This window comes from Agromyces sp. NPDC056523, from assembly GCF_042794545.1.
Classification (GTDB): Bacteria; Actinomycetota; Actinomycetes; order Actinomycetales; family Microbacteriaceae; genus Agromyces.
The window spans coordinates 100,014-126,982 of record NZ_JBHTTM010000006.1 but is presented as its reverse complement, the minus strand read 5'-3'; the positions used below and the strand labels follow the sequence as shown (position 1 = coordinate 126,982).

Annotated in this window: 29 protein-coding genes; 14 read left to right on the top strand and 15 right to left on the bottom strand. The window is 71.5% G+C overall.

Annotation, left to right across the window (positions count from 1 at the left end; all coding sequences use genetic code 11):
* Window positions 1-7: 7 nt before the first annotated feature.
* Genes ACFQ58_RS17290 through pdhA form a run of 3 tightly spaced genes read right to left on the bottom strand, consistent with a single transcriptional unit; the run spans window position 8 to window position 3,575 of the window.
* Complete coding sequence (locus ACFQ58_RS17290; protein ID WP_376952535.1) at window positions 8-1,420, bottom strand: dihydrolipoamide acetyltransferase family protein; 1,413 nt, start codon at window positions 1,418-1,420, stop codon at window positions 8-10.
* A 2-nt stretch (window positions 1,421-1,422) separates the two neighbouring features.
* Window positions 1,423-2,451: an alpha-ketoacid dehydrogenase subunit beta gene (locus ACFQ58_RS17285; RefSeq protein WP_376952418.1), complete on the bottom strand. Its 1,029-nt coding sequence runs from the start codon at window positions 2,449-2,451 to the stop codon at window positions 1,423-1,425.
* A complete protein-coding gene (pdhA, locus tag ACFQ58_RS17280; RefSeq protein ID WP_376952417.1) occupies window positions 2,448-3,575 on the bottom strand; it encodes a pyruvate dehydrogenase (acetyl-transferring) E1 component subunit alpha in 1,128 nt (375 codons plus the stop codon). Before pdhA ends, ACFQ58_RS17285 begins: the two co-directional genes overlap by 4 nt.
* Before the next feature lie 167 nt (window positions 3,576-3,742).
* Here pdhA and ACFQ58_RS17275 point away from each other — a divergent pair, with 167 nt between their 5' ends.
* From ACFQ58_RS17275 to ACFQ58_RS17260, 4 genes are all read left to right on the top strand, one after another.
* Complete coding sequence (locus ACFQ58_RS17275; RefSeq protein ID WP_376952416.1) at window positions 3,743-4,201, top strand: Lrp/AsnC family transcriptional regulator; 459 nt, start codon at window positions 3,743-3,745, stop codon at window positions 4,199-4,201.
* Between the two features lie 12 nt (window positions 4,202-4,213).
* Complete coding sequence (locus ACFQ58_RS17270) at window positions 4,214-5,092, top strand: RimK family alpha-L-glutamate ligase (protein ID WP_376952415.1); 879 nt, start codon at window positions 4,214-4,216, stop codon at window positions 5,090-5,092.
* 91 nt (window positions 5,093-5,183) lie between these two features.
* On the top strand, window positions 5,184-5,846 hold the full coding sequence (locus ACFQ58_RS17265; RefSeq protein WP_376952414.1) for an ArsR/SmtB family transcription factor: 663 nt from the start codon (window positions 5,184-5,186) through the stop codon (window positions 5,844-5,846).
* Window positions 5,843-6,055 carry a hypothetical protein gene (locus ACFQ58_RS17260; protein ID WP_376952413.1) on the top strand — a complete coding sequence of 71 codons (213 nt, stop codon included), beginning with the start codon at window positions 5,843-5,845 and terminating at the stop codon, window positions 6,053-6,055. Before ACFQ58_RS17265 ends, ACFQ58_RS17260 begins: the two co-directional genes overlap by 4 nt.
* Window positions 6,056-6,125: 70 nt before the next feature.
* Here the strand turns inward: ACFQ58_RS17260 and ACFQ58_RS17255 are convergent, their stop codons facing one another.
* Together ACFQ58_RS17255 and ACFQ58_RS17250 are read right to left on the bottom strand one after the other, a co-directional pair.
* Entirely contained in the window at window positions 6,126-8,414 is a 2,289-nt protein-coding gene (locus ACFQ58_RS17255) for a polyribonucleotide nucleotidyltransferase (RefSeq protein ID WP_376952412.1), read from the bottom strand.
* 310 nt (window positions 8,415-8,724) lie between these two features.
* Window positions 8,725-10,773 carry a glycosyltransferase gene (locus ACFQ58_RS17250; protein WP_376952411.1) on the bottom strand — a complete coding sequence of 683 codons (2,049 nt, stop codon included), beginning with the start codon at window positions 10,771-10,773 and terminating at the stop codon, window positions 8,725-8,727.
* Window positions 10,774-10,986: 213 nt separating this feature from the next.
* Between ACFQ58_RS17250 and ACFQ58_RS17245 the strand changes: the two genes are divergently transcribed.
* Entirely contained in the window at window positions 10,987-11,193 is a 207-nt protein-coding gene (locus ACFQ58_RS17245) for a dodecin family protein (RefSeq protein ID WP_376952410.1), read from the top strand.
* 82 nt (window positions 11,194-11,275) lie between these two features.
* On the opposite strand, the gene ACFQ58_RS17240 is transcribed toward ACFQ58_RS17245, so the two are convergent.
* Complete coding sequence (locus ACFQ58_RS17240) at window positions 11,276-11,758, bottom strand: hypothetical protein (protein WP_376952409.1); 483 nt, start codon at window positions 11,756-11,758, stop codon at window positions 11,276-11,278.
* 256 nt (window positions 11,759-12,014) lie between these two features.
* Here ACFQ58_RS17240 and ACFQ58_RS17235 point away from each other — a divergent pair, with 256 nt between their 5' ends.
* Both ACFQ58_RS17235 and ACFQ58_RS17230 read left to right on the top strand, forming a co-directional pair.
* Entirely contained in the window at window positions 12,015-12,608 is a 594-nt protein-coding gene (locus ACFQ58_RS17235) for a DedA family protein (RefSeq protein ID WP_376952408.1), read from the top strand.
* Between the two features lie 112 nt (window positions 12,609-12,720).
* Window positions 12,721-13,050 (top strand): YciI family protein, encoded by a 330-nt coding sequence (locus ACFQ58_RS17230; RefSeq protein ID WP_376952407.1) that lies wholly within the window; start codon window positions 12,721-12,723, stop codon window positions 13,048-13,050.
* An 89-nt stretch (window positions 13,051-13,139) separates the two neighbouring features.
* Here ACFQ58_RS17230 and ACFQ58_RS17225 read toward each other — a convergent pair whose 3' ends face one another.
* The 6 genes from ACFQ58_RS17225 to ACFQ58_RS17200 all read right to left on the bottom strand — a co-directional run bounded on the left by ACFQ58_RS17225 (window position 13,140) and on the right by ACFQ58_RS17200 (window position 19,434).
* Window positions 13,140-13,769, bottom strand: a complete 630-nt coding sequence (locus ACFQ58_RS17225; RefSeq protein ID WP_376952406.1) for a CE1759 family FMN reductase — start codon at window positions 13,767-13,769, stop codon at window positions 13,140-13,142.
* Window positions 13,766-14,992, bottom strand: a complete 1,227-nt coding sequence (locus ACFQ58_RS17220) for an LLM class flavin-dependent oxidoreductase (RefSeq protein ID WP_376952405.1) — start codon at window positions 14,990-14,992, stop codon at window positions 13,766-13,768. The genes ACFQ58_RS17225 and ACFQ58_RS17220 overlap by 4 nt, the downstream gene beginning before the upstream one ends.
* A 163-nt stretch (window positions 14,993-15,155) precedes the next feature.
* Window positions 15,156-16,760 carry a M28 family metallopeptidase gene (locus ACFQ58_RS17215; protein WP_376952404.1) on the bottom strand — a complete coding sequence of 535 codons (1,605 nt, stop codon included), beginning with the start codon at window positions 16,758-16,760 and terminating at the stop codon, window positions 15,156-15,158.
* 133 nt (window positions 16,761-16,893) lie between these two features.
* Window positions 16,894-17,514: a hypothetical protein gene (locus tag ACFQ58_RS17210; protein WP_376952403.1), complete on the bottom strand. Its 621-nt coding sequence runs from the start codon at window positions 17,512-17,514 to the stop codon at window positions 16,894-16,896.
* A 9-nt stretch (window positions 17,515-17,523) separates the two neighbouring features.
* Window positions 17,524-18,420, bottom strand: coding sequence for an LLM class flavin-dependent oxidoreductase (locus ACFQ58_RS17205; protein WP_376952402.1), 897 nt, complete (start codon window positions 18,418-18,420; stop codon window positions 17,524-17,526).
* Between the two features lie 9 nt (window positions 18,421-18,429).
* Window positions 18,430-19,434, bottom strand: a complete 1,005-nt coding sequence (locus ACFQ58_RS17200; RefSeq protein WP_376952401.1) for a DMT family transporter — start codon at window positions 19,432-19,434, stop codon at window positions 18,430-18,432.
* Between the two features lie 94 nt (window positions 19,435-19,528).
* Here ACFQ58_RS17200 and ACFQ58_RS17195 point away from each other — a divergent pair, with 94 nt between their 5' ends.
* The 4 genes from ACFQ58_RS17195 to ACFQ58_RS17180 all read left to right on the top strand — a co-directional run bounded on the left by ACFQ58_RS17195 (window position 19,529) and on the right by ACFQ58_RS17180 (window position 22,723).
* Window positions 19,529-20,089 carry a CGNR zinc finger domain-containing protein gene (locus ACFQ58_RS17195; protein ID WP_376952400.1) on the top strand — a complete coding sequence of 187 codons (561 nt, stop codon included), beginning with the start codon at window positions 19,529-19,531 and terminating at the stop codon, window positions 20,087-20,089.
* Window positions 20,090-20,192: 103 nt separating this feature from the next.
* A complete protein-coding gene (locus ACFQ58_RS17190) occupies window positions 20,193-21,329 on the top strand; it encodes an aminopeptidase P family protein (RefSeq protein WP_376952399.1) in 1,137 nt (378 codons plus the stop codon).
* A gap of 28 nt (window positions 21,330-21,357) precedes the next feature.
* Entirely contained in the window at window positions 21,358-22,461 is a 1,104-nt protein-coding gene (locus ACFQ58_RS17185) for an NAD(P)-binding domain-containing protein (RefSeq protein WP_376952398.1), read from the top strand.
* A 67-nt stretch (window positions 22,462-22,528) separates the two neighbouring features.
* Window positions 22,529-22,723 (top strand): hypothetical protein, encoded by a 195-nt coding sequence (locus ACFQ58_RS17180; RefSeq protein ID WP_376952397.1) that lies wholly within the window; start codon window positions 22,529-22,531, stop codon window positions 22,721-22,723.
* A 116-nt stretch (window positions 22,724-22,839) separates the two neighbouring features.
* Here ACFQ58_RS17180 and rpsO read toward each other — a convergent pair whose 3' ends face one another.
* Window positions 22,840-23,109 carry a 30S ribosomal protein S15 gene (gene rpsO / locus ACFQ58_RS17175; RefSeq protein WP_376952396.1) on the bottom strand — a complete coding sequence of 90 codons (270 nt, stop codon included), beginning with the start codon at window positions 23,107-23,109 and terminating at the stop codon, window positions 22,840-22,842.
* Between the two features lie 198 nt (window positions 23,110-23,307).
* Between rpsO and ACFQ58_RS17170 the strand changes: the two genes are divergently transcribed.
* Genes ACFQ58_RS17170 through ACFQ58_RS17160 form a run of 3 tightly spaced genes read left to right on the top strand, consistent with a single transcriptional unit; the run spans window position 23,308 to window position 25,062 of the window.
* Complete coding sequence (locus ACFQ58_RS17170) at window positions 23,308-24,141, top strand: hypothetical protein (RefSeq protein WP_376952395.1); 834 nt, start codon at window positions 23,308-23,310, stop codon at window positions 24,139-24,141.
* A gap of 38 nt (window positions 24,142-24,179) precedes the next feature.
* Window positions 24,180-24,551 (top strand): DUF488 domain-containing protein, encoded by a 372-nt coding sequence (locus ACFQ58_RS17165; RefSeq protein WP_376952394.1) that lies wholly within the window; start codon window positions 24,180-24,182, stop codon window positions 24,549-24,551.
* Between the two features lie 46 nt (window positions 24,552-24,597).
* Entirely contained in the window at window positions 24,598-25,062 is a 465-nt protein-coding gene (locus ACFQ58_RS17160; protein WP_376952393.1) for a hypothetical protein, read from the top strand.
* Window positions 25,063-25,137: 75 nt separating this feature from the next.
* Here the strand turns inward: ACFQ58_RS17160 and ACFQ58_RS17155 are convergent, their stop codons facing one another.
* The gene (locus ACFQ58_RS17155; RefSeq protein WP_376952392.1) at window positions 25,138-26,127 is read right to left on the bottom strand and encodes an NAD(P)-dependent alcohol dehydrogenase; all 990 of its coding nucleotides are present in this window, start codon (window positions 26,125-26,127) and stop codon (window positions 25,138-25,140) included.
* Window positions 26,124-26,966 (bottom strand): CPBP family intramembrane glutamic endopeptidase, encoded by an 843-nt coding sequence (locus tag ACFQ58_RS17150; RefSeq protein WP_376952391.1) that lies wholly within the window; start codon window positions 26,964-26,966, stop codon window positions 26,124-26,126. The genes ACFQ58_RS17155 and ACFQ58_RS17150 overlap by 4 nt, the downstream gene beginning before the upstream one ends.
* Between the last annotated feature and the right edge of the window lie 3 nt (window positions 26,967-26,969).

Here is a 26,969-nt window from a genome sequence, read left to right as displayed (position 1 = left end):
CGAATGCTCAGGCCATCGTCAGTGCGAGACCCGGGTCGCGCAGGATGCGCCCGATGTCGGCGAGGAATCGTGAACCCTGCTCGCCGTCGACCAGGCGGTGGTCGAACGAGAGCGAGAGCGTCATGACCTCGCGCAGCACGATCTCGCCGCGGTGCTCCCACGGCATGCGTCGCACGGCGCCCATCGCCAGGATCGCCGCCTCGCCGGGGTTCAGGATGGGGGTGCCCGCGTCGATCCCGAAGACGCCGATGTTCGTGATCGAGATCGTGCCGCCGGAGAGGTCGGCCGGCGCCGTCTTGCCGGAGCGAGCGGTGTCGGCGAGTGACGCGATCGCGTCGGCGAGCTCGATGAGCGTCATCCGCTCGGCGCCCTTGAGGTTCGGCACCACGAGCCCGCGTTCGGTCGCTGCGGCGATACCGAGGTTCACGTGGCCGAACCGCACGATCTCCTGCGCGTCCTCGTCCCAGCGCGAGTTCACCTCGGGCGTGCGTGCCGCCGCGATGCACAGCGCCTTCGCGACGACCGTGAGCGGCGTCACCTTGTGACCGGCGTACGCGCGGTCGGCGCGGATGGCGGCGAGGAGCTCCATCGTCGCGGTCACGTCGAGCGTGAGGAACTCGGTGACGTGCGGAGCGGTGAACGCGCTGCGCACCATCGCCGCGGCGGTGTGCTTGCGCACGCCCTTGATCGGGATGCGGATCTCGTCGGCCACCGCGTCGGTGCCGGCGCGAACCATCTCGGGCGTCGCCGCTGCGGCGGGCGCGCGGGTGCCGGATGCCGCGCCCTCGACGTCCGCACGCGTGATGAGCCCGCGCTCCCCCGTGCCGACGACCGCTTCGAGGTCGATGCCGAGGTCGCGGGCCAGCTTGCGCACGGGCGGCGTCGAGCGCGGACGCTCGGGGCGCTCGTCGGCGTCGTGCAGTCCGTTGACCGAGTGCGTCGCGGTGTCGGGTTCGATGCGGTCGTGCTCCGGCGGTGCCGGGACGAGGTCGTCGCTGAGTGAGGCGGCATCGCCGCCCCCGACCCGGCGTGCACGCCGCTTGGGTCCGCGTTCGGCGCCCGCCCCGTACCCGACGAGGGTCGGCTCCCGGGTCTCGGCGGCCTCGGCCGGCGCCGACGCGGGCGCCGATGCCTCGGCCGCGGCGGCTTCCGCCGGCGCGGCGGCATCCGCCCCGGCCCGCTCGCCCGTGTCGCACGAGAACAACTTCTCGCCGACGTTCACGGTCTCGCCCTCGGCCGCGTGGAGCGCGGTGACGGTGCCGGCGAACGGCGACGGCAGCTCGACGACCGCCTTGGCGGTCTCGACGTCGGCGATGATCTGGTTGAGCTCGACCTGGTCGCCGACCTTGACGCGCCACGCGACGATCTCGGACTCCGTGAGTCCCTCGCCGAGGTCGGGCAGTGCGAAGTCGCGGATCATGCTCACGCCTCCACCCCTGAGACATCCGACGCCTCGGACAGCGAGTTCGGCCGGCCCATCGCCCGGTCGACGCCGTCGAGGATGCGGTCGAGGTCGGGCAGGTGGAACTGCTCGAGCTTCGCGGGCGGGTACGGGATGTCGTGGCCGGTCACGCGCACGGGCGCGACCTCGAGGTACTCGAAGCAGCGCTCGGTGATCGACGCGGCGATCTCGGCGCCCACGCCGCCCTGCTCGCCCGCCTCGTGGGCGACGACGAGCCGGCCCGTGCGGCGCACGGAGGCCTCGATGGTGGCGTAGTCGACCGGCGAGAGCGAGCGCAGGTCGATGACCTCGATCGACACGCCCTCCTCTGCGGCGGCGGTCGCGGCATCCTTCGCCGTCTGCACGAGTGCGCCGTACGTGACGAGCGTCACGTCGCGGCCGGATGCCACGACCGTGGCCACGCCCATCGGGCGCGCGTCGGCGAGGCTGGCGCCCAGGTCGACCTCGCCCTTGACGTGGTACCGCCGCTTGGGCTCGAGGAAGATCACCGGGTCGTCGCTCGCGATGGCCTGGCGGATCATGACGTACGCGTCGGCCGGGTTCGAGCACGCGATCACGCGCAGCCCGGCGGTGTGCGTGAAGTACGCCTCGGGCGACTCCGAGTGGTGCTCGGCCGCTCCGATGCCTCCGCCGAACGGGATGCGGATGACCATGGGCATGCGCACCGTGCCGCGCGAGCGGTAGTGCAGCTTGGCGACCTGCGCGACGATCTGGTCGAAGGCCGGGTACACGAATCCGTCGAACTGGATCTCGACCACGGGCCGGAAGCCGCGGTAGGCGAGCCCGACGGCCGAACCCACGATGCCGGCCTCGGACAGCGGCGTGTCGACCACGCGCTGCTCGCCGAACTCGGCCTTGAGCCCGTCGGTGACGCGGAACACGCCGCCGAGCGTGCCGATGTCCTCGCCGAGCAGCACGACCTTGTCGTCGTCGGCGAGCGCACGGCGGAGGCCCTCGTTGATGGCCTTCCCGAAGGTGACCGTGGTCATCGGTTGCCTCCGTCCTCGTCGGAGAACATCGCGAGGTACCGGGCGTAGCGGTCCCTCTGGCGCTCGAGGTGCGAGTTCGGCTCGGCGTAGACGTGGTCGAGTACGCTCATCGGCTCGGGGTCGGGGATGGCCGTGATGCCGGCGCGCAGGTCGGCGGCCGCACGGTCGGCGGCGGCCTTGACGTCGGCGTCGACCGCGTCGGTGTCGGCACCGGATGCCGCGAGGAGCGCGTGCACGCGCGCGATCGGGTCGCGCTCGCGCCAGTGCGCGAGGTCGTCGTCGGTGCGGTAGCGCTTCGGGTCGTCGGCCGTCGTGTGCGGGCCCATGCGGTACGTGACGGCCTCGATGAAGGTCGGGCCCTCGCCGCGGCGGGCGCGCTCGAGCGCCCAGCGGGTGACGGCGAGCACGGCCAGCACGTCGTTGCCGTCGACGCGGATGCCAGGCATGCCGAAGCCGTCGGCACGCCGCGCGAGCGGCTGGTGCGACTGCAGGCCCACCGGCTCGGAGATGGCCCAGCCGTTGTTCTGGCAGAAGAACACGGTGGGCGCGGCGAAGCTCGCCGCGAACACGAGCGCCTCGTTGACGTCGCCCTCGCTCGTCGCGCCGTCGCCGAAGTACGCGATCGAGGCCGACTCGGAGCCCTCCCACTTCGCGCCCATGGCCCAGCCGACGGCGTGCAGCGACTGCGCCCCGATGATGATGTTCGGGATCGCCATCCGCTTCTCGAACGGGTTCCAACCGGATGACGCGGACCCGCGCCACACGCTCAGCAGCTCGTGCGGCTGCACGTCGCGCAGCCATGCCACGGCGTGCTCGCGGTAGCTCGAGAACACGAAGTCGTCGTCGTGGAGCGCGCGCGCCGAGCCGATCTGCGCGGCCTCCTGGCCGGCCAGCGGCGGCCACAGGCCGAGCTCGCCCTGGCGCTGCAGCGCCGTCGCCTCGGTGTCGAGGCGGCGCACGACGGCCATGTCACGGTGCAGGCCGACCAGCGCGTCGAGGTCGACGTCGGCGACCCAGGGATCGAACTCGGGATTCGCGTGGCGGGTGCCTGACGGGTCGAGGAGTTGGACGAAGTCGCCGGGGCGTGTGAGCAGCCCGGTCGCCTCTCGGTCGGAAGGGGTCATGGTCGAACCTCCGTGTCGGCTCGGCCGCCTTGTGGGCAGCGTCGCACCCGGCGCCGATGCCGGATACCGCCAGCGTACGACGATCTGGCAATCGGCTCAAGCAGACACGGACGAGTTGCGCAGATTGCATGGTGCAGGCCCCGATGACCGTGCTAACGTGTGGCGCAATGAACGGGTACGACGCAGTCGACCGGGCGCTGCTGAAGGCGCTCGCCGACGACCCGCGCGCGACCGTCGTCGCCCTCGCCGACCGGCTGAAGATGAGCCGCAACACGGTGCAGGCGCGGATGGCTCGGCTCGAGGCATCCGGCGCCTTCCTCTCGTTCGAGCGCAGCATCGACCCGTCGCCGCTCGGCTACCCGCTCGAGGCGTTCGTCTCGGTGCACGCGCGCCAGAAGGTGCTCGCCGACGTGGTGCGGCAGCTCGCCGAGATCCCCGAGGTGATCCAGGCGCACGGGCTCTCGGGCCAGGTCGACCTGCTCGTCCGGGTCGTGTGCCGCGATGCCCACGACCTCTTCCGCATCGACGAGGAGATCCTCGCGATCGACGGCGTCGAGCGCACCGAGACGTCGCTCGCGATGGGCGAGCTCATCCCCTACCGGCTGGCGCCGCTGCTCACGCGGTGAGATGGGTGCGACATGCGCGTCGCCGTCCTCCGCTGCGAACGGCTCCCGAGGTTCGTCACGTGGGAGATCCCCGACGTCGACGCGCTCTTCGATGACGACCGGCGGCTGATCGAGGGGCTCGCCCGCCGCGGTGTCGAGGCGGAGTCGGTGCCGTGGTCGGCGCAGGTCGACTGGTCGACGTTCGACCTCGCGGTGCTTCGGAGCACGTGGGACTACGTCGACCGACTGCCCGAGTTCCTCGCGGCGCTCGAGGCCATCGAGGGCCGCGGATGTCGCGTGCGGAACCCGGTCGCGGCCGTCCGGTGGAACAGCGACAAGGGGTACCTGGAAGACCTCGCACGGTGGGGCGTGTCCGTCGTGCCTCTGATCCGGGCGCGTCCGGATGACCCGGGGCCAGCGCTCCGGGCCGTCGCCGCGATCGGCTGGGACGAGCTGGTCGTGAAGCCCGTGGTCGGCGTCGGCGCGGCCGACGTGACGCGCCTGCCGGCGTCGCACCTCGAGCGGCACCTCGCGTCGGCCGCCGGCCCGGTGTTCGTGCAGCCGTTCGCGCCGTCCGTGATCGACGAGGGCGAGTACTCGTATGCCGTCATCGGCGGTGAGGTGAGCCACGTCGTCCGCAAGCGCCCGGCCACGGGCGACTTCCGGGCCCACGGGATCTACGGCGCAACCGTCGAGGCGCATGCTCCGGCGGCGGCCGATCTCGCCGCGGTTCACGACCTGTACGCGCAGCTGCCGTGGGAGCTCGACTACGCCCGGATCGACGTCGTGCGCTACCACGGGCGGCTCGCGGTGCTCGAGCTCGAGCTCATCGAGCCGATCCTGTACCTCTCGCTCGCGCCCGGCGCCGAGGACCGGCTCGCGCGGGCCGTGGCGCGTGATCTCCCCGGCTGAACGACCTGCATCGCTCCAGCCTTCGGCCTCCCAAGACATATTTGCAAAGAACTGCTTGCAACATTTTCTTTGCAGCGGTACCTTTGCATCCATGGCCACCACGAACGATGACGACGTCCAGGCCCAGCCGAGCAGCACCCGCCACCCCGGCATCGACCACGTGCTGCCGAGCGCCAGCCTGAAGTCCCTCGCGCACCCGCTGCGCGTGCGCATCTACGACGAGCTCTCCGCGTACGGCCCGCTCACGGCCAGCGGCCTCGCCGAACGGCTCGGCGAGTCCAGCGGGGCCACGAGCTACCACCTGCGCCACCTCGAACGCGCCGGGCTCGTGCGCGAGGACCCGACTCGCGGGAAGGGTCGCGAACGCTGGTGGGAGCGCACGCCGGGCTCGGTCGCGGTCCCCGATACGCGGTCGCTGCCTCCGGGCAGTGCCGAGCGGCTCGCCGCGAAGCTCGTCGAGGACGAGTGGTTCCGCTCCCGCGAGCAGAACTTCCGCGAGTTCGTCGCCGAGGGCGAGCAGGTGTTCGGGCCCGAGTGGCTCGACATCGCCACGAGTGACACCATCAACCTGCGTCTCACCCCCGAGCAGCTCGGCGCACTCGTCGCCGACCTCGACGTCGTGTTCAAGAAGTACCTCGACGCCTACAAGCGCACGCCCTCGCCGGGCTCCCGACCCGTCCAGATCCATGTCAACGCATTCCCGCTGGTCCGCGGGGAGCCCACCGACGAACCCTCACCGAAGGAGCACCGATGAACGCCGCCACACTCTCCCCCGGATCCGGCCTGATGGCGGGCTGGGCCGTCCGCACCGGGCTCGACCTGGCCGGCTGGGGACTCCGTCGAGCCACCCGCCGGACCGACCGGGATCGCATCCTGTCCCGCCTCGAGGCGCGCACCGTCGCCGAGTCGGCGCTGGCCGAGCGCGACGCGCTCATCCGCAGCGCCGGCCATCTTCCGCTCTGATCACCGCAGCCGAGACGACGGATGCCCGCCCCGACGAATCGGGACGGGCATCCGGTGCGAGATGGGTGGCTTACGCCTCCGCGTCGGCACCCTCGGCCGGAGCCTCGGTGTGCTCGCCGGTCGCACCGCGGCCGTTCGTGTCGGCGTCCTCGGCGATGACCGGGGCGAGCGACAGCTTGCCGCGGTCGTCGATCTTGGTGATCTCGACGAGGATCTTCTGGCCGACGCCGAGGACGTCCTCGACGTTCTCGACGCGCTTGCCGCCGGCGAGCTTGCGCACCTCGGAGATGTGCAGCAGGCCGTCCTTGCCCGGAAGCAGCGAGATGAACGCGCCGAACGCGGCGATCTTCACGACGGTGCCGAGGAACTGCTCGCCGATCTCGGGGTTGGTCGGGTTGGCGATCGCGTTCACCGCGGCGCGGGCAGCCTCGGCCGAGGGGCCGTCGGTCGCGCCGATGTAGACGGTGCCGTCCTCCTCGATCGAGATCTCGGCACCGGTCTCGTCCTGGATGCCGTTGATCGTCTTGCCCTTGGGCCCGATGAGCTCGCCGATCTTGTCGACCGGGATCTGCACCGAGATCACGCGAGGCGCGGTCGGGGCCATCTCGTCGGGGCCGTCGATGGCGGCGTTCAGCACCTGCAGGATGGTGCTGCGCGCCTCCTTGGCCTGGGTCAGCGCGCCCGCGAGCACCGAGGCGGGGATGCCGTCGAGCTTCGTGTCGAGCTGGATCGCGGTGACGAACTCGGACGTGCCGGCGACCTTGAAGTCCATGTCGCCGAGCGCGTCCTCGGCACCGAGGATGTCGGTGAGCGCCGCGTAGCGCGTCTCACCGTCGACGGTGTCGGAGATGAGGCCCATCGCGATGCCCGCGACCGGTGCGCGCAGCGGCACGCCCGCGTTCAGCAGGGACAGCGTGGACGCGCAGACGGAGCCCATCGAGGTCGAGCCGTTGGAGCCGAGCGCCTCGGACACCTGGCGGATCGCGTACGGGAACTCCTCGCGGGTCGGCAGCACGGGCACGAGCGCGCGCTCGGCGAGCGCGCCGTGGCCGATCTCGCGGCGCTTGGGCGAACCCACACGTCCCGTCTCACCCGTCGAGTAGGGCGGGAAGTTGTAGTTGTGCATGTAGCGCTTCTTGGTGACCGGGCTCAGCGAGTCGATCTGCTGCTCGAGCTTCAGCATGTTCAGCGTGGTGACGCCCAGGATCTGGGTCTCGCCGCGCTGGAAGATGGCGGAGCCGTGCACGCGCGGGATGACCTGCACCTCGGCGTCGAGCGGGCGGATGTCGGCGACGCCGCGACCGTCGATGCGCACGCCCTCGGTGAGGACGCGCGAGCGCACGACGAGCTTGGTGACCGACTTGTACGCGGCCGAGACCTCGGCGATCGCGGACTCGGGCAGCTCGCCGGCCTCGACCTTGGCGGCGACCTGCTCCTTGACGCGCGACTTGAGCGCGTCGTCGGCGTCCTGGCGCTCGACCTTGCCGGCGATCTGGTAGATGCCCTTGAGCTCGTCGTACGCGAGGCCCGCGACCACGTCGTACGTCTCGGGCTGGTACGGCGGGAACGTCGGGTAGTCGACGGTGGGCTTGGCCGCCGTCGCGGCGACCTTCTGCTGCGCCTCGACGAGCTGCTTGATGAACGGCTTCGACGCCTCGATGCCCTGCGCGATGACGGTCTCGTCGGGCTTCACGCCGCCGGCCTGGATGAGGTTCCACGCGTTGTCGGTGGCCTCGGCCTCGATCATCATGATCGCGACATCCTGTGAACCGTCGGCCTCGGTCACCACGCGACCGGCGACGACCATGCTGAAGACGGCCTCGTCGATCTGCGAGTACTTCGGGAAGCCGACCCACTGGCCGTCGATGAGCGCGACGCGCACGCCGCCGACCGGACCCGAGAAGGGCAGGCCCGAGAGCTGCGTCGAGAGGGACGCCGCGTTGATCGCGAGGACGTCGTAGTACTCGTCGGGCTCGATGGCGAGCACGGTCACGACGACCTGGACCTCGTTGCGCAGGCCCTCGACGAAGGAGGGGCGCAGGGGTCGGTCGATGAGACGGCAGGTGAGGATCGCCTCGGTCGACGGGCGGCCTTCACGACGGAAGAACGAGCCGGGGATGCGGCCCGCGGCGTACATACGCTCCTCGACGTCGATCGTGAGCGGGAAGAAGTCGAAGTGCTCCTTCGGCTGCTTCGAGACCGAGGTCGCCGACAGCAGCATGGTCTCCTCATCGAGGTAGGCGGCCGCAGAGCCCTGCGCCTGCTGGGCGAGGCGGCCCGTCTCGAATCGGATGGTTCGGGTGCCGAAGCGACCGTTGTCGATGACGGTCTCGGCGAACGTGATCTCAGGACCTTCCAAGAGGTCTGTCTCCTTTGTTCATGCGCGCCCGTCGTTCGGGCGCGGTTGATCAAGGAGCAGGGAACAGGCAGATATCAGCGCAATCGGGTGACCCGCCAGCGCTGGCCACCAGTAGAAGTCCACCAAGCTCTCGCTTGGTAAGCCACCACAGGGGACCAGCTTCCTGCCGGCCTGCTCCGTGCGCGCCCGTCGTCGGGCGCGAGCTCATGTTGATTTGAGCGGATGCCACGCGGGCATCCTCGTCGAGCCTACCAGTCTCGGCGTGTCGCGACCTAGCGAGGGGCGCGGGGCGGATGGCGCGGCGCCCCGGTCACGTGGCGGCCAGTCCCCGCGACCGCTCCCCGGGCCGGCCCGGCAGGCGCACGAGCGTGTCGTGCTTGGGCGCCAGCCCGTCACCCGCCATGCGGCCGCGCAGCCGCCGTCGGACCCAGGGCGCCGCGTGCCGACGGAGCCATGCTCCGGTCGACAGCGGCGGCGCGTCGGGCTCGTCGGCGTCGCCGTGCAGGACCGCGTCGAGCTCGGCGAGCGCCGCGGCATCCGGCACGCCCAGGATGTCGGCGGCGGCGTACGCCAGCGTGCGATGCCCCGAGGAGTTCAGGTGCACGCGGTCCTCGGCCCACACGCCGCGGCCGACGAGTACGGGATGCCGCGACGCGTCGAGCACGATCGCGCCGGCTTCTGCCGCGACGGGCAGGAGTCGTCCGCGGAACCGCTCGAAGCGCGTGCGAACCGATCCGAGGGGCACGTGGGCCGGAAGGAAGGGCGTGACGACGAGCACGTCGGATCCGTGCGACCGGACGCGGTGGATCGCCTCACCGAGGCGATCGGCGAGCGCGTCGGGACGAGCGCCGAAGCGGACGAGGTCGTTGCCACCGACCAGCACGGTCACGAGATCGGCGTCGAGCGCCGCGGCGCGCTCGAGCTGGTGGCTGACGACGTCGTCGATCCGGCGGCTTCGCACGGCGAGGTTGGCGTAGTCGATGCCGTCGCCGGCCGCGGCGAGCAGCATCGCCAGCCGGTCGGCCCAGCCGCGGTACTCCCCCGCCGCCATCCGAGACGAGTCGCAGAGCCCCTCGGTGAGCGAGTCGCCGACCGCGACGTACCGGCGCCACGCCGGAACCCGGGGCCGGGCCGGGACGCGCGCATGCGGCATCCGCTCGCCGCCGTCGCTCGAATCACCCGCGACCCTGCGCGACGGTGCGGGCCGATCGATGGCGACCGACGCCGGCGACGCGACGCCGGCAGGCGACGCGTTCAGCCGGCTCGCGAGCGTGTAGTGCCCGAGCAGCTCGTCGCCAAGCCGCGACCAGCTGCGCCCGGCGACGCCGTCGCGCGCGGCGCGGCCGAACGCGCGTCGCTTCGCACCGTCGCCGACGAGGTCGCGGACGCGCGCGGCGAGCTCGCCGAGGTCGCCGGGGCGGTAGAGCCATCCGTCGCGGCTGGAGGTCACGAGGTCGAGCGGACCGCCCCGACCCGTGGCGACGACCGGCACCCCGCTCGCGAGGGCCTCCTGCACGGTCTGGCAGAACGTCTCGCTCTCGCCGGGGTGCACGAAGACGTCGAGGCTGGCCATCGCCTCGGCGAGCGCGTCGCCGCCGAGGAAGCCCGTGAAGCGCGCCGTCGGGAGCAGGGCCTCGAGCGCGGCCCTCGACGGGCCATCGCCGATGATGACGAGCCGGATGCCCTCGATCGCGGCGAGCGCCCGGAGGTCCTCGACCTGCTTCTCGGGCGCGAGGCGACCGACGTAGCCGACGAGCACCTCGCCGTCGGCCGCGAAGCGCCGCCGCCAGGCGTGCGACCTGCGCTCGGGGCGGAATCGGTCGGTGTCCACGCCGCGCGCCCATCTCCGCAGCCTGTCGACGCCGTAGCCCTCGAGCTGGGCGATCGCCGCCGAGGATGGCGCGAGCGTGAGCGTCGCCCGGCGGTGCAGGCGCCCCACGTGGTTGGCGAGCGCCGGCGCCGCGCCGGGCAGCCGGTAGCGCTCGGCGTAGGCCGGCACGTCGGTCTGGTAGACCGCGACGCTGGGCACGTCGAGCCGCTCTGCGGCCAGCACGCCCTGCCAGCCGAGCACGAAGGGCGATGCGAGGTGCACGACGTCGGGATCGAAGTCGGCGAGCACGGCGGCGAGGCGTCGCGCACCCGCGAAGGTCACGCGCACCTCGGGATACCCGGGCAGCGGGACCGATCGGAGGAAGGCGGCCCTCGCGCCGTGGAGGCCGTGGTCGACGGGACCCGATCGCGGGGCGATCACGAGTGCCTCGTGGCCGCGGTGCTCCAGGTGACGGAGCACCTGGAGCAGGGAGTGGGTGACGCCGTTCATGTGCGGGAGGAACGACTCGGCGAGCAGTGCGACTCTCACGTGTCCAGCGTGCGGGCGAGGGCGCGCGCCGCGCACGCCGAGACGCCGGGCTTCGCCGACGGTTCACCGGATCGACGGACGTCGTTCGACGTCCGGCCCGGAACCGGTCACGGCATCCGCGCACGCCACCCCTCGCGGGATCGGCCGATCAGGAGTTACATGGCACTCGGGCGCATCGTCCGGTGCGTCCCGAATCGTTCGAGGAGGAACGCCATGTCATCGGTCGCACGCGTCACCACCATCACGGCATATTCCGAGACCAGCTTCGAGGACGCCATCTCGGTCGGAATCGCGCGCGCGGCGTCGACACTGCGCGGCGTCAAGGGCGCCTGGGTGAAGGAGCAGAAGGTCAAGGTCGACGGCGACCGCGTCATCGAATGGTCGGTCACGCTCGAGGTCACGTTCGTGCTCGAGGGCTGAGCGCCGAGTCGTCCGACAGGTCGAGCCGGGCGGGAGGTTCGTTCCTCCGGCCCGGCTCGATCCGTTTCGCGTCAGTGCATGATCACGAGCTGAACGTGCCCCTGATCGCGAGGAAGGCGCCACTGTCGAGATCCTCGATCGTCACGTTGGTGTAGACGACCGAGAACAGGGTCGCGGTCTGCCCGTTCGGGCAGTCGAGCGCCTCGTCAGCCGGAGTCGGCGAGATCGTGACGGAGCCCTGGATGTTGCCGTTCTGGCCGGCGGTGAACTCGCCGCTCCCGGAGACGCGGGAGTCGATCGTGGTCTTCTTCGGATCGGACGGAACGTTGTTGCCGCCGTTGACGCACGAGTAGGTGGCACGAAGGTCGGCGCTCGCGACGACGGTCTCGACGGCGCCGGACTCCAGGCCGGCCTCCTTGAAGTCGACGACGAGGTTGACGCCGCTCAGGTGGGCGGACGTCGCGTTCTTGATGAAGTGCGGGTTGCCTGCGAAGGCCGGCGATCCGCCGACGAGCACGAGTGCGGCGGTCGCTGCGAGCGCGGCGAGCGTTCGACGAATGGACATGGTGTTCCTCCGGGTTGCGATTCGGGTTGCAGCGGAGTGCAGCCGAGATCGCGCGCGTCCGTTGTCCCCTCCCGAACGGGGTCGCGCGGGCGTGCGCGGCCAGGGCCACGCTCCCGGCGCAGACGCTACTCCGCGCAGTTCGTGGCCGTGACCCCCAAATTGAGGGTTTCTCATGTCTTTCGATTCATCTGTCGTCCCACCGAATGCCGTCTGCTCGGTTCGCATCCCGTTCATCCGCGTCCGGTAGATCTGCCGCGTGCACGACGCGTGGCTCGACTCGGTGATCGCCTCGCCATGGCTCTTCCCTGCCCTCTTCGCCCTGGTGGTCGGCGATGCCTTCCTCGTGGTGCTGCCGAGCGAGACCGCCGTCGTGGCGCTCGGCGCCCTCGCCGGAGCGACCGGGGAACCGCCGCTCGCCGCCGTGGTGGCCACCGCCGCCGTCGGGGCGGTCGCCGGTGACCTCACGTGCTACGCCATCGGCCGGGGCGTCGGAACCGAGCGATGGGCGTGGCAGCGCCGCCCGCGCGTCGCCGCGGCGATCGCACGCGTGCGCGCGACGGTGGAGCGGCGCACGGCCGTGCTCGTCTTCACGGCGCGCTACATCCCGTTCGCGCGCATCGCCGTCAATCTCGCGGCCGGCGCGGCGCGCATCCCGCTCGGACGGTACGCGCTGCTCTCGCTCGCGGCCGGAATCGGATGGGCGCTGTACAACACCGCGGTCGGCAGCCTCGTCGGCGCGGCCATCGGCGACCGTCCGTTCGTGGCGATCGGTGTCTCGGTCGCGGTCGCGATCGCGCTCGGGCTGACCGTCGATGCCGCCTTCAGGCTGGCCACCCGACGTCGCGAATGAGGCGGATGGCTCAGCCGCAATGCGGCCTTCCGGCGGGCGCAATCCGGGCGTAGCGTGAGCGGCGCGGACGATCGGCAGGCCCGCCGATCCGCCGCACGAACGATCGGGGACGATGATGACCAAGTACCTCGTGCTCTACCACGCCGACGTCGGCGCCGAGGAGCAGATGCAGCAGTCCGAGGCCGACGCCCAGGCCGGCATGCAGGTCTGGATGGACTGGGCGCAGGGCGCCGGCGCGGCCCTGCTCGACTTCGGGACGCCGGTCGGCAACGCGCGGCGAGTCGACGCCGACGGCGCCGACGCCGCGACGACGACCGTGGGCGGGTACTCCCTCGTCGAGGCGGCGGATGCCGACGCGGCCGCCGCGCTCATGAAGGGCCACCCCCACCTCCGCATCGGCACCATCGAGGTGCTCGAGTCGATCGACCTGCCCGGGATGTGAGCCGTCGGGCCGCAGTCCGGCCCGGATCGCGACACACGGATGCCGCGGCGAACGGGTCGCCGCGGCATCCGTCGTGCCGTGCTCGGGTGTTACTCCCCCGCGAGGCCGCCGAGGAGGTGGCCCATCGGCCGGTCGAGCGCGAACGGGTCGCTCACGCGGTCGCTCCGGTCGGTGCGCTCGACGAGTTCGGCGAACTCGCTCGCGCCGCGGAAGATCCGGTCGGGAAGCGATCGGACGCCGTCGCCGCCGTCGCCCCAGTCGCCGGTCGCCGCGAACACGCCGGTCGTCACGGGGATCGCGTGCAGGTAGGTGAACAGCGGACGGATTGCGTAGTCGATCGCGAGCGAGTGGCGCGGCGTGCCGCCGGTCGCGCCGATCAGCACCGGCAGGTCGGTCAGGGACTGCGGGTCGATCACGTCGATGAACGACTTGAACAGCCCTGCGTAGCTCGTCGTGAAGATCGGCGTGACGGCGATGAGGCCATCGGCCGATGCGATCGCGTCGAGCGCCGCCTCGAGCTTCGGCGGGGCGAAGCCCAGCAGCAGGTGGTTCGTGATGTCGTGCGCGAGGTCGCGCAGCTCGACGACCTGGACCTCGACCTCGACGCCGCGCTCCCTGAGGAGCCCGACGGCGTCGGTCGCGAGGCGGTCGGCCAGCTGGCGGGTCGAGCTCGGGGTCGACAGGCCCGACGAGACGACGACGATCTTCTTGGCGGTCATCGCGCACCTGCCGTCCGGGTCGCCGCCGCGCCGAAGGACGAGCCGGTCGGGGCCGCGGGGGCCTCAGTCGGGGCGTCCTGGTACGGCGAGCCGACCGTCAGGTTGTCACCGCGGTTCGCGTTCGGCGTCGCCTGACGCGGCGCCGCATCGCCGTACCTCGCCGTCACGAGCGAGGCGTGCGTGGGCGCGTCCGGCACGTCGGCCGGGCGGTCCTTCGCGAACTCGCGGCGCAGCACCGGCACGACCTCCTCGCCGAGCAGGTCGAGCTGCTCGAGCACGGTCTTGAGCGGCAGGCCGGCGTGGTCGAGGAGCCAGAGCTGGCGCTGGTAGTCGCCGACGTAGTCGCGGAATCCGAGCGTACGGTCGATGACCTCCTGCGGGCTGCCGACCGTGAGCGGCGTCTGCTGCGTGAAGTCCTCCATGCTGGGGCCGTGGCCGTACACGGGCGCGTTGTCGAAGTACGGGCGGAACTCGTTCACGGCGTCCTGCGAGTTCTTCCGCATGAACACCTGGCCGCCGAGGCCGACGATCGCCTGCGCCGCCGTGCCGTGGCCGTGGTGCTCGAAGCGCTGGCGGTACAGCGCGATCATGCGCGCCGTGTGCGAGGCGGGCCAGAAGATGTGGTTGGCGAAGAAGCCGTCGCCGTAGAAGGCTGCCTGCTCGGCGACCTCGGGCGTGCGGATGGAACCGTGCCAGACGAACGGCGGCACGCCGTCGAGCGGGCGCGGGGTCGACGTGAACCCCTGCAGCGGGGTGCGGAACTTGCCCTCCCAGTCGACGACGTCCTCGCGCCACAGCCGGTGCAGCAGCTCGTACGCCTCGATGGCGATCGGCAGCCCCTGGCGGATGTCCTTGCCGAACCACGGGTAGACCGGGCCGGTGTTCCCGCGGCCCAGCATGAGGTCGGCGCGCCCGCCCGAGACGTGCTGGAGCATCGCGTAATCCTCGGCGATCTTCACCGGGTCGTTCGTCGTGATGAGCGTCGTGGCGGTCGAGAGCTGCAGCATGGAGGTCTGGCCCGCGATGTAGGCGAGCGTGGTGGTGGGCGACGACGACCAGAACGGCGGGTTGTGGTGCTCGCCGAGCGCGAAGACGTCGAGCCCGACCTCCTCGGCGTGCTTGGCGATGGTCACCGTCGCCTGGATCCGCTCGGCCTCGCTGGGCGTCCGGCCGGTGGTCGGGTCCTGCGTGATGTCGCTGACGGTGAAGATTCCGAACTGCATGTCGCCCTCCTGGGCTCCTCGTCTCACTCCATGCTTTTGCATGCAATTGGTCGAACGGATGGCTGCACAGAACTATTCCCGCCGACCGCATCCATGTCCAGCACCGCGCACGAGAAGGGCGGGGGTGCCGTCCGGCACCCCCGCCCGTGATTTCTCCTTCGACTCAGTCGACTTCGCCGTGCTCGTGTCCGCCGCCCGAACCCACGGTCATCTCGGGGCCGGCCGGGGTCGGGAAGGAGATGCCACCGGGCACGTTCTTCCCGGCGACCCCGTTGACCACCGAGGTGTCGTACGCGAACGCCAGGATGGCGAAGGCCATCGCGTCGATGTTCACGTCGAGCGCTTCCTCGCTGGGGTTGTCGATGGTGTCGCACGCGAGGTGGTAGCACTGGTCGTACTGCTCACCCGCGATGCCGCCCCAGATGGCCTCCTGCTCCTCGGTCTTCACGACCTCGGCGCCGGTGAACAGGCCACCGGCCGGGATGCCTGCGAGGATGAACGCCTCGTAGTCGCTCCGGCCGCTGAACTCGGCGTCGTCGTACGGGATGCCCTGGCTCGTGAAGTAGCTCTCGAAGACGTCCTCGATCTCGATCGAGCCCTCGGGAACGACAACCGGAGCCTCGAAGCTCGACTCGTCGCCGTCGTACACCATGTAGATGAAGTTCGGCGAAGCGACCATGTCGAAGTTCAGGTAGAGCGCGATCCGGTCGAGTTCACCGGGCATCGTCGCGAGCTCGTCGACGTAGGCCTGGGAACCCAGGAGTCCGGACTCCTCAGCACCCCACCACGCGAAGCGCAGCGTGTTCTCCGGCTTGAGCTTGGAGAGCGACTCCGCGATCTCGAGCAGCGCGGCCGACCCGCTGCCGTTGTCGTTAATGCCGGGGCCCGCCTGCACCGAGTCGAGGTGTGCGCCGGCCATCACGACGTTGTCGTCGTTCTTGCCGGGCAGCTCGGCGATCACGTTCTTCTGCGGACGCTCTTCCGGCTCGGGCACCACGATGCGCGCCGTCGAGCCGGCCTGCGCCAGCGCCACGCCCTGCTCGTAGCTCGCGCCCACGACCGGGATCGTGATCGGCAGCGTGTTCGCGCCGATCAGCGTGCCGACGATCAGGCCCGAGCGCTCGGGCGTATTGCCCTGGTTGAAGATGATGACTGCCTCGGCACCGGCCTGCTCGGCGAGACCGGCCTTGATCCCGAACTCGCACGTGCCGCGCTGGATGAGCGCGATGTCGGCGTCGCCGCTCCAGTCGATGCCGGCGTAGTCGGATGCCTCGCAGCCGCTGGTCACGACCGTGTCATTCGGCTGGCCGAGCACGATGTCGATCGGGATCACGTTGCCCTCGACCGTGCCCGAGCCGGACGCCGTGAAGGGTCCCGTCTCGTAGGTGGCGTTCACCGGGTCGAGCTGCTGCAGCGTGGACGGGCCGACGAACGTGAAGTCGAACTCGTCGATGGTGACGTTCCATCCGGCGGCCTCGAGGCGCTCGACGACGTAGTCGACGCTGTCCTCGTAGCCCTCGGTGCCGGCGGCGCGGTTGCCGCCGTTCGCGTCGGCGATCGCCTGGAGCGCCTCGAGGTGCTCCCACGCGCCGTCGGCGTCGATGCACTCGAGCGCCTTCGCGACCGTGTTGTTGTTGCGTGCGTCGCACGTGTTCGCGGGTGGCGCGGCGAGCGCACCCCCGGCAGGGACGAGTGCCAGTGCGCCGACGACCGCGGTTGCGGTCGCGAGCACTCCGGCACGGCGGGAAATCCTTGCTGTTCGGGACATCGTCACTCCTGTTCAGGGCATCCTCGTCGACACCCCTGAGGCGAAACCCTAGTTCTTGCGTCACCAGCAGCAACAGACTTGACAACCGCTCACATCCGGCATAAGGAGGGACGTCTGGCCCGAAACTGGCGGGTCATTCCGGACGCGCGTCCTCGACTCCGAAGAGCGCGGCGAGCCCGCTGAGGTCGAGGTCCACGCGGAACGGCCGTGCAGCGCCCTCGATCCGTGCGGGAACGCGCACGTACACCCCGCGCACACTGAGCGCGTCGAGGTCGTCGCGCCAGCGCGCGTCGGCGGCATCCGCGACGAAGCCAGCATGCCGTGGGTGGTCGAAGCCGACGAGCTGCACGCCTATCCGGTAGCGAGGCGACAGCCAGCGCCGCGCGCGCGGAACGAGTACCGCGTGCTGGTCGATGCCGCCGTGCACTCGTGCGATCTCGATCGCGGCCTGGTGGCGGTACACGTCCGCGACCGGCACGACCATGCGGACCGCGCCGGCCGCCGACGACGCGTCGACGATCTCCAGGCCGTCGAGGCTCGTCAGGTCACCCATCGGGTCGGGGTTCCGCATGCGCCGCTCGCGGAGGAAGCCCATCACCAGCCATGCAGCGGCCAGCCCGATCCCCGCGAGGAGGAGCACGTAGCCGAGCCCGGACTCTGGCCGCACGGCTCCCGTCAGGACGAGCAGCATGACGAGGACGAGGTACGGTAGCGGCTCCCAGCGGAGGGGCGACACGAAACGGGGCGCGGACACCTCGACAGGCTAGCGGAGCGCCTCCAGGCGGGACCCGACCTCCTCCAGCACGTCCTCGCTGCCGGCGTAGATGCCCTGCTCGCGCGGCCGGTGGACCACCACGTCGGTGAAGCCGAGTTCGCGCGCCTGCCCCACCGCATCCTCGAACGCGCCGACGCTCCGCATCGAGTACCGGGCCTCGTCGTCGAGCGAGAGCACGCGGTCGAGGTCGGCCGGGTCGCGTCCCTCCGCCACGCATGCGTCGTCGAGTCGCGTCACCAGCTCGGCGACGCCCGACCACCACGCGTCATCGGCATCGGCCTGCGGACCGGTCGTGACCCAGCCCGACCCGAAGCGTGCGGCGAGGCGCATCGACCTCGGCCCGTTCGCGGCGATCAGGAACGGCGTGCGCGACTCCTGCGCCGGCGCGCCGACCATGCGCGCGTCGACCGCCGAGAACCAGTCGCCCGAGTAGGAGATGCCGCGTCCCGAGCCGCGCGACCCGCCCTCGAACCGGAGCAGCACGTCGAGCGCCTCGGTGAACTCGCGGAAGCGGTCGAAGCGCTCGCGCGCGGTGAGTTCGCCCCGGCCGAGTACGAACGCGTCGAACCCCGTGCCGCCCGAGCCGAGCCCGAGCACGACGCGGCCGCCCGAGATCTGGTCGAGGGTCGCGACATCCTTCGCGAACGGCACCGGATGCCGGAAGTTCGGGCTCGCGACGAACGTGCCGAGCCGGATCCGGTCGGTCGCGATGGCCGCGGCAGTGAGCGTCGGGATGGTCGCGTGCCATCGCTCCCCCGCCAGCCCGCGCCACGAGAGGTGGTCGTACGTCCAGGCGTGGTCGAAGCCGAGCCGCTCGGCATCGCGCCAGAGCCGCGCCGCCTCGGGCCACTCGTACTGGGGCAGGATGACGAGTCCGAAGCGCATGGCGCGAGCCTACGGCGTGCGCGCGCCGATCGCGTCGGTCGGCCGGCTCGGAGTGGGATCGACGGCCACGGGCACCAGGTCGATGTCGAGGGCGACGGATGCCGCGTCGGCGGGCTTGCGCTCCATGCGCACGAGCACGATCCCGCCCAGGATGAGCGCGCCGCCCAGGATCTGGAGCGGTCCGAGCGCCTCGCCGAGGAGGATCCATCCGATGATCCCGGCGAACACCACCTCGGACAGGCCGAGGAACGACGACAGTCGCGCCCCCAGCATGCGGATCGCCGCGATGCCGGCGAGGTACGCGAACGCCGTCGAGATCGCGCCGACGGTGAGCAGCAGGACCCACCACGGCGCGGTGCCGCCGAGGAACGGCACGTCGGTGAACGTGGCCTCCATCGGCAGCAGGCCGACGGCGCCCGTGATCGCGAGCGCGACGGCGCCGACCACGAATCCCGCGGCGACGAGGGCGACCGGCGGCAGCTGGTCGCCGGCGCGCTCGCCGATGGCGTAGTACACGCACACGCCGATCATCGCCGCGGCCGCGAATGCGAGGCCGAGCGGATCGAGGTCGCCGCCGCCGGGGCCGATCACGAGGACGAGGCCGCCGATGGCGAGGACGGAGCCGCCCAGCACGATGAGCTGCGGCATCCGGCGCGTGCGGGCCCACGCGAAGAGGACGAGCGCGATCGGCGCGAGGTACTCGATGAGCAGCGTCATCGACACCGGGATGCGCTCGAGCGAGGCGTAGAACGCGAACTGCACGCCCGCCACGGCGACGAGGCCGTAGAGCAGGATGGTCCAGCGGGCGCGCCAGAGGGGACGCAGGTCGAAGCGCAGCGCGATGAGACCGGGCACTGCGAGGAGCAACGCGGCGATCGAGATGCGCGCGAGGACGGCGGCGCCGGGCGACCAGCCGCTCTCGAGGAGCGGCTTGACGAACACGCCGCCCGCGCCGAACGCGAGGCCGGCGCCGAGGCCGAGCACGATGCCGACGAGTCCCCGTGATCCGCGCACGGCCGCCCCCTTCCGAGTCCGCATTTGTTCGGCCACGTCATGCCCGAACAACGTTATGCTCGTGACAGTACTCGCCAGCAGTGTCAGGAGTCAAATGATTTTCACTGATGACACGGTCGCGTCGCTCGGGTTCGTGGCGGCACTGTCCGACACGGTCGAGGGCGCCTCCGAGTCCGGCGAGGACGAGCTGGTCGAACCGGCCCAACTGACCGCGCTCCTCGACGCGTGGTACTACTCGGGACGACGGGACGACGACGCACGCGAGCTCGCCCAGGTCCGCTCGGCCCGCACGCGGCTCCGCGGCATCTGGGACCTCAGCCGCGACGACATGGTCGACGAGGTGAACGCGATCCTCGCCGAGGCGCGCGCCGTGCCCCGCCTCGTGCGTCACGACGAGCTCGACTGGCACATCCACGCGACCTCGCTGCAGGCACCCCTCGCCGAACGGATCCTCGTCGAGGCCGCCATGGCCCTCGTGGACGTCATCCGCGCCGACGAGACGCGTCGGCTGCGGCACTGCGCCGCCGACGACTGCACCGGCGTCTACCTCGACCTGTCGAAGAACGCGTCACGTCGCTTCTGCAGCACGCGCTGCGGCAATCGCATGGCGGTGCGCGCCTACCGTGCCCGTGCGGGCGACGGCGTCGCCTCCTGAGCCACGCGGACGCCGAAGACCCGGGTCGGCGGGCCGAAGTGCCCGACACGGGCCGGCACGTCTTGCTAGCGTCCGTCGCGTCGCCACGCGAGGAGGACGAGAGATGACCGATTCCCTGGGCTCGGACGAGCCCGTCGCCTTCACCATCCACGACTTCGCCGCCCGGCTGCGGCGGGCCGCCGACGCCGCGGCCGCCGAGGGCCTCGATGGCGTGCTCGTCACACCGGGACCCGACCTGCTCTACCTCACCGGGTACGCACCCGTCGCGATCACCGAGCGGCTGACGCTCCTCGTCGTGCCCGTCGACGGCGAGCCGAGCATGGTCGTACCGAAGCTCGAACGGCCCGACGCCGAGGAGGCCGTGGGCGCTCCGGCGCTGCGCCTGCTCGACTGGACCGACGGCAGCGATCCGTATGCCACCGCCTCCCCGCTGCTCGGACCCGGACGCTACGCGGTGTCCGATTCGGCGTGGGCGATGCACCTGCTCGGACTGCAGGATGCCCTGCCCCGGACCTCGTACGCCGCGATGACGGCCGTGCTCCCGATGCTCCGCGCGATCAAGGACGACGACGAACTGGCACGGCTCGCTGCCGCGGGCGCCGCGGCGGATGCCGCGTACGGCGAGATCCTCAAGGTCAGGTTCGCGGGTCGCAGCGAGCGGGAGGTCGCTGCCGACCTCGCAGGGCTGCTCCTGCGGTTCGGGCACTCGCAGGTCGACTTCACCGTGGTCGGCTCCGGCCCCAACGGCGCGAACCCGCACCACGAGATCGGCGACCGGATCATCGAGGAGGGCGACATGGTGGTCCTCGACTTCGGCGGACTCAAGCACGGCTACGGTTCGGACACCACGCGCACGGTGCACGTGGGCGAGCCGACCGACGAGGAGCGGCGCGTCCACGACATCGTCCGGGAGGCGCAGCAGACGGCGTTCGAGGCGGTGCGCCCGGGCATCGCGTGCCAGGAGATCGATCGGGCCGCTCGCGCCGTGATCGCCGATGCCGGATTCGGCGAGTTCTTCATCCATCGCGTGGGTCACGGAATCGGCCTGACGACGCATGAGCCGCCCTACATGGTCGAGGGCGAGGAGCACCTGCTCCAGCCCGGCATGTGCTTCTCGATCGAGCCCGGCATCTACCTGCCGGGGCGGTTCGGCGTGCGCATCGAGGACATCGTCACGGTCGAGCCCGACCGCGGCCGACGGCTGAACGGCACGCCGCACGAGATGGCGATCGTGGAATAGCGGGACATGCCGCGCCGTTTCCATGCACATGGATACGACGCTGGTGGAGGTCGCCGTCATCGGCGCCGGGCAGGCCGGGCTGTCGGCCGCCTATCACCTGCGACGTCGCGGCTTCGTGCCGGCCACGACCGATCCGACCGCCCCCGAGACGTTCGTCGTCCTCGATGCCGATTCGGCGCCGGGCGGTGCCTGGCAGCACCGCTGGGCGTCGCTGCGCATGGCCACCGTGAACGGCATCCATGAACTGCCGGGTTTCGCGGTGCCGCCGGCCGACCCGCGGGCGGCGAGCCGTGACGTCCTGCCGCCGTACTTCGCCGAGTACGAACGACGCTTCGGCCTCGACGTCCAGCGGCCGGTGAAGGTGCGGGCCGTCCGCCGAGCCGGCGACGACGTCGACGGCCGCCTGCTCGTCGAGACCGACCGCGGCACGTGGGCCGCCCGCTACGTCATCAACGCGACCGGCACCTGGACCCGCCCGTTCCGCCCCTACTACCCCGGCATGGAGCGCTTCCGCGGCCGCCAGCTGCACGTCGCCGACTTCGTGTCCGCCCACGAGTTCGCCGGGAAGCGGGTGGTGATCGTGGGCGCCGGGGTCTCGGCGGTCCAGCTGCTCGAGGAGATCTCGCACGTCGCCGAGACCGCCTGGATGACGCGACGCGAACCCCACTGGATCGACGAGGGCGGGTTCGACCTCCCCGCGCGCAGCGCGGCGATCGCGGGCGTCGAGGCACGAGTGCGCCAGGGCCTCCCGCCCGGCAGCGTCATCTCGGTGACGGGCATGCACTGGACGCCGTGGGCGCGGGCGGCGCAGGCGCGCGGCGTGCTGGTGCGCCATCCGATGTTCACCTCGATCGAGGAGCACGGCGTGCGGATGCCGGACGGCTCGTTCATCGAGGCCGACGCGATCCTCTGGGCGACCGGCTTCCGTCCCGCCGTGGACCATCTCGCCCCGCTCAAGCTCCGCACGCCGGCCGGCGGGTTCCGGGTCGCCGACACCCGTTCGCTCGACGAGCCGCGGCTGTTCCTCATCGGGTACGGTCCCTCGCAGTCGACCATCGGCGCCAACCGAGCGGGGCGAGCGGCCGTGCAGCAGATCGTCGCCGAGCGGCAGGCCCAGCCGGCCGCCGCCTGATCCTTGTGCGCGCGGTGCGCCCGGCGTAGCGTGCGGCGCACCCGGTCCAGGAGAAGGGAGTCCCCACGTGCGCAGACCCGTCCTCGTCGCCGTCGGCGTCATCGTCGCACTGATGGGTGCCGTCTTCACGTTGCAGGGGTTCGGCATCATCGGCGGCAGCCCGATGACCGTGTCCACGCTCTGGGCACTCCTCGGCCCGATCATCGCGCTGCTGGGGATCGTGCTCGTCGTGTACGGGCTGCGGAGCGGTCGTCGGAGGTGATCCGCGCATGACGAAGGCCCCCGGCCTGCGTGAGCAGGGCGGGGGCCTTCGCAAGAAGTTCGCGTTGTCGTCGAAGACTCACGACACAGTGTCGAGAGCCGCGCGGAGTACGTCGCTTAGCGGCGCAGCCCGAGACGCTCGATGAGCGAGCGGTAGCGCGCGATGTCGACGTCGGCGAGGTAGCCGAGCAGTCGACGACGCTGACCGACGAGGAGCAGCAGGCCACGACGCGAGTGGTGGTCGTGCTTGTGCGCCTTGAGGTGCTCGGTGAGGTCTTTGATCCGCTTGGTGAGGATCGCGATCTGGACCTCGGGGGATCCAGTGTCACCGGGGTGCGTCGCGTACTCTTCGATGATCGCCTTCTTGTTCTCTGCATCCAGAGCCATAGATGGGATCCCCTTCCTTCTCGTTGCGCGCTGCCCGGGGCCTTGTGCCTGGGCTCTCTTGATGCGCGGCCGATTCACGGCAACCTCAAGAGTTTAGCAGAGCGGATGGCGCGGCCTGACCGCGTGGCGACCTGCGTTGCGGCCCGGCCTGTCGTCTCGCCCCGGCCGGGTGTACCGTGCGAATCGGATGGTTCGGGCATGGCGATCGACGACGTGGAACGGTCGGAGCTCGAGGCCCGGGTCTACTCCCGGGCCGGGGCCGCTGATGCGCGCGTCGAGCACGTCGACCCGCTGACGGGGCAGACGAGGCTCGTCACGGAGAGCGAGTGGCGGCTGCTCCAGGCGGATCGCGAGGAGGCCGCCGCCGCTGCTGCCGCTGCGCGGTCCGCGCCTGCGGACCGGAGCCGGAGCGATCCCGCACCCTCGCCCGCTCGCGACGACGCGGCATCCACCCGAGCCGCGGTTCGCGGTCGCCGGAGGGCGGTCCCCTGGCGAGCTGCGGTCGCAGGCGCCGCGACAGCGACGGCGATCATCGCCACGTGGTCGTGGATGGCCGACGCCGCGGCACGAGTGCCCGACGTCGAGGTCACGATCGAGCCGGATCCGTCCGCGGCGTTCGCGGTCGCCGCCGGGATCCCGGATGGTGCCGCCCTCGACGTGTTCCGCGATGCGGATCGGGTCTACGGGGACCTGCCCGGATGGCTGAACGTCGTCTTCCCCGTCACCCGGGTGGCGCAGTTGGTGGGGCCGGAGGAGCCGATCCGCGGCGCGTCCGTGTACGCCGCGATCGCCTACGACGAGGTCGCGTGCCTCATCGTCAGGCTCGAGGCGACGGGCATGTCGTGGAACTGCACGTCCGTCGAACGCCTGGTGGGACACGGCATGACGATGCGGACCTCGATCCCCTCGGACCTCGCATCCGGTGAGGACCCCGACGGCGACGGCGTGGCCGGGGTGGCGGAGCGCACGGCCCTCCTCGAGATCGAGTGGAACGCCGACGGCACGTTCCGGATCGCGAGGTCAGCCGGCTGAGGGATGCCTCGGCCGGGCCGGCGCGGCAGACTGGTCGCATGGCATTCGCGATGAAGCGCGTGTACGACGCCCCCGAGGCATCCGACGGCTACCGCGTCCTGGTGGACCGGCTGTGGCCGCGCGGCGTGTCGAAGGAGCGCGCCGAGCTCGACGAGTGGGCGAAGGATGTCGCGCCCTCCCCAGAGCTGCGGACTGAATGGCACCACAGCGGCGACGCAGCCCGCTTCGACGAGTTCGCCGCGCGGTACCGCGACGAGCTCGACACGAACCCCGCCGTCGAGGCGCTCCTCGGGACCGGACGCGCGCACGACCGCGTGACGCTGCTGTTCGGCGCCCGCGACGAGCGGGTCAACCACGTGACGGTGCTGGTCGACTGGCTCGCCGCGCACGGGGCCACCGTCGAGCCCTGAGCCGGGCGGATGGCGCGACGACCCGGGAATGCGGAAGGAGAAGGCGATGACCGCCGGCCGACGCACGGGGGACCGCGAGGGATATCCGCCGCCCGCGCTCACCGTCGTCGTGCTCGCCCTCGGCGCCGTCGTGTTCGCGGTGCTCGCGGTCGTCGCGATCGGCGAGACCACCGCGCGAGCGTTCGCGTCGTATGCGGCGGTCGAAGCGACCGTCGTCGACGCGCACGACGAGGCGCGGGTGGTCGCCGACCGGCGTGGCAGCAGCACGGAGATGGTCCGCGTCGTGCGCGTCGAACTGCCCGACGGCACGCGTGCCGACCTGCGCAACGAGGATCTCGAGGTCGGGGCGACGGCGGAGGTCTACGTCAGCGACTCCGGGGCGGTGTTCGAGGCTCCGCCCGCGCGACCGGGACTCCTCGAATGGGCGCTGTGCGCCGCCATTGCGACGGCGGCGGTCGTGCTCGCGACCCTGTCGGTTCGGGGCGCGCTGCGACTGCGGCCCGGGTCGTGACCCGACGTCACCGACGGTGGTCGAGCGGCGCGACGTGACCCGACGCCGGAGGCGTGAGTCGACTCGGACTCCGCCCTACGGCACGATCACGAGCTTGCCGTGCACCGTCCCCGCGCCGATGCGCGCGAGCGCCTCGGGCACGCGCTCGAGCGGCAGCACCTCCTCGATCACGGGCGTGAGGTCGCCGGATGCCACGAGCGCGCCGAGTTCGTCGAGCCCGCCGTTCGGCTTGGCCGCGAGCAGCCGCAGGGTCCGGCCCTCGGCATCGGGCCGACCGCCGGTGGCTGCGACCGATGCGATCGTCCGCGTCGAGCCGCCGACCACGACGAGCCGGCCACCGGGCCGGAGCGAGCGGCGATAGGTCGAGCGCGGATGCGTCGCGACCATGTCGACGATCACGTCGTAGGCCGCGGCATCCGCGAACGGATCGTCGGCGTCGGCGTCGAGCGCCTCGCCTGCGCCGAGCCGGCGGAGCAGTTCCAGCTTGCCCGCGCGGTCGACCCCGACGATCTCCGCGCCGAGGCGGCGCGTGAGTGCCACCGCGAACGTGCCCGCCCCTCCCCCGGCGCCGACGACGAGCACCCGCTCGCCGGCCGCGACGTGGGCGATGTCCATGAGCGCCTGCCATGCGAGTCCGCCGGCCTGCGGCACGGCCGCGGCGACCGCGGCATCGATGCCCTCTGGTCTAAGCCGGAGCCCCGCAGCATCCACCACCGCGAACTCGGCGAACCCGCCCCATCCGGCTGCGGACACGTCGCCCCACACGTCGTCGCCGACGCGGAACGACGCGACCTCCTCGCCGACCTCGACGACCTCGCCGACCAGGTCGGCGCCGAGCACCGGGCGCGCCGGACGGAACGGGCCCGCGATCCGCGCGTACCACGGACGGCCGCGGAGCAGGTCCCAGTCCCACGAGTTCACCGACGACGCGCGCACCCGCACGAGCACCTGCCCGCTCGCCGGACGCGGCACGTCGACGTCGACCAGGCGCAGCCGTTCGGGACCGCCGTACCGGTCGTACCGCACGGCTCGCATGCGGCGCGGCCGCCCCGCGCCATCCGTCATGCCGGCACCAGCGGGAAGATCGCGGGCCAGCCGTTGTGCGCGTACACGATGACGCAGAACACGACCGCGTCGAAGATGAGGTGCACGACGAGCACGTACGTGAGCGACTTGGTGAGCTTGAACGTGTAGCCCTGGATGAGCGCGAACGGGATGGTCAGCAGCGGACCCCACGCCTGGTAGCCGAGCTCCCACAGGAACGACACGAACACGATCGCCTGCAGCACGTTCGCCTGCCACGTCGAGAAGTGGCGGCGCAGCAGCGCGAACACCGTGCAGATGAAGAACAGCTCGTCCCACGTGCCGACCGCGTTGACGCCGACGAAGAGACGCGCGATCTCGCTCGGCTCGGTGACCGTCGGCCAGTTCTGGTAGACGCCCGAGGTGATGAAGTAGAACGGCAGGATGAGCCATCCGGCGATGGTCACGCCGAGCAGGTAGAGCCACTGGGTGCGCGTCCAACGGCGACCCGTGCGCCACGGGAAGCGGATGACGCGCTCGCGGTACAGGAAGCGCGAGATCAGGAACGGCACCGCGACCGCGAGGCCCAGCACGATCGCGAAGCGCGCCATCGCCGGGAACGAGATGTCGGCCTCGAGCGGCATGGTCGAGATGATCGCCTGGCCGATCGCGATGAGCGCGAGGTCGGCCGTGAGCCGATCGGTGCGGCCCGAGCGGTCGACGAGCCACGCGACCAGGAGCCCTGCGACGAGCATCGCGTACCCGGCCAGGTTGAGCTGGAAGCCGAAGAGCAGCACCGCGGCCGAGCACACGAGCGCCGCGGGCACGAGCGCGATCGGGTGCGTGCGCACCTCGAGGGCGGCGGTGGCGGTCGCGGACACCCT